General features: G+C 74.7%; 2 protein-coding genes and 1 pseudogene. All 3 read left to right on the top strand.

The features are described 5' to 3' along the window. On the top strand, positions 1-988 hold a 988-nt coding region (locus tag ABZW11_RS46205), incomplete at its 5' end, for an ABC transporter ATP-binding protein (RefSeq protein ID WP_355432918.1). A gap of 21 nt (positions 989-1,009) precedes the next feature. Continuing rightward, entirely contained in the window at positions 1,010-1,219 is a 210-nt protein-coding gene (locus ABZW11_RS46200) for an MbtH family protein (protein WP_345404707.1), read from the top strand. 37 nt (positions 1,220-1,256) lie between these two features. Continuing rightward, a pseudogene (locus ABZW11_RS46195) lies at positions 1,257-1,794 on the top strand (cytochrome P450); the annotation flags it as partial.

Genomic DNA, 1,794 nt, shown 5'->3' with positions numbered 1-1,794 from the left:
GGCGGTCACGGTCGCGGCGGCCGGTGGCGCGTACGCCGGCACCGCGCTCGCGCTCAACACGCTCCTCGCCGCCGCCGTGACGCTGACGGCGGGCTGGCTGGCGCTCGCCGGCGACATCACCATCGGGGAGCTCGTGATGGCGGTGGGGCTGGCGCAGTTCATCATGGAGCCGCTCAAGCTGTTCTCCGAGATGCCGAAGTACGTGATGGTCGCGCGGGCCTCGGCCGATCGGATGGCGCTGGTGCTGGCCGCGCCGCCGGTGATGACGCCGGGCTCGGACCTGCCGCCCGGCTCCGGCGAGCTGGAGGTGGACGGCGTCCGTCACGGGGCGCTCGACGGGCTGAAGTTCCACGTGCCGGCGGGCGCGTTCGTCGCGATCGCCGCCTACGACCAGCGCGCGGCGGCCGACCTCGTCGCGATCCTGGCGGCGCGGGTGCCGCCCGGCGCGTACGAGGGCGTCGTACGGATCGGCGGCCGGGACACGCGGGAGCTGTCGATCGGCGGGATCCGCGAGCACCTGCTGGTGAACCCGTACGACGCGGAGATCTTCGCGGGCACCCTGCGCAGCAACATCGACCCGGCGGGCGCCGGCCGCGACCTGGCGGCGGCGGTCGAGGCGTCGATGCTGACCGACGTCGTCGCGCTGCACCCCGAGGGGCTCGACCATCCCGTACGCGACCGCGGCGCGAACCTGTCGGGCGGCCAGCGCCAGCGCCTGTCGCTGGCCCGCGCGCTCGCCGCCGACCCCGCCATCCTCGTGCTGCACGACCCGACCACGGCCGTGGACGCGGTCACCGAGCAGCTCATCGCCCGCAACCTGGCCGCGCTGCGCCGCGGCCGCACCACGATCGTGATCACCGGCAGCCCGGCCATGCTGGACGCCGCCGACCGCGTCCTCGTGCTGGACGGCGGCAGCGTCGCCGCCGAGGGCGCCCACCGTGACCTGCTGACCCGCGACGAGACCTACCGCCTGGCCGTCGCCAGGTGACCGGCATAGAGAGGATCCACGATGACCAACCCCTTCGACGACGCGGACGGCCGTTTCCTGGTCCTGGTCAACCCGGAGAACCAGCACTCGCTGTGGCCGTCGTTCGCCGCGGTGCCCGCCGGGTGGACGGTCGTGCTGCCCGAGACGACCCGCGCGGCCTGCCTGGAGTACATCGAGACCCACTGGACCGACCTGCGGCCCCGATCGCTCGCCGAGACCGTGGACGGCTGACCCGTTTGCGGGCCGCCCGGCGGGGCAGGCACGGCGCATGCCTGTTGTCGATCAGACCTCGATGCTGTTGCTCAAGGGCTACGCCTGGCTCCCCGGTCTCCGCAGGCGGGCGGCGGGCGACGTGGTGCACACGCGGCTGCTCGGCCGGCGCGCCACCGGGCTGTGCGGGCCCGACGCCGCCCGCTTCTTCTACGACGAACGCAACGTGGAGCGGCGCACCGCACTTCCCGGGCCGGTCAAGAGCACGCTGTTCGGCCACGGCTCGGTGCACGGCCTCGACGGGGCCGCCCACCGGGCGCGCAAGGCGATGTTCACGTCGCTGTTCAGCGCGCCCGCCGTGGCCGCGCTCGTCGCGCACGTCACCACGGAGTGGGACCTGGCCGTCGCCTCGTGGGAGGGGCGGCGGGTGGTGCTGTTCGACGAGACAGCCGAGGTGATCACCAGGGCGGTGTGCGACTGGGCCGGGGTGGCCGTGGACGACGGCGACCCGCCCGAGCTGGCCGTCGACCTGGTGACGATGGTGGACGGGCTGGGCTCGGCCGGGCCGCGCCACTGGCGGGCGCGGCAGGCCAGGC

It is taken from the genome of Nonomuraea sp. NPDC004580, assembly GCF_040609855.1.
Taxonomy (GTDB): Bacteria; Actinomycetota; Actinomycetes; order Streptosporangiales; family Streptosporangiaceae; genus Nonomuraea; species Nonomuraea salmonea.
This window is presented reverse-complemented; position numbering and strand designations above follow the sequence as displayed.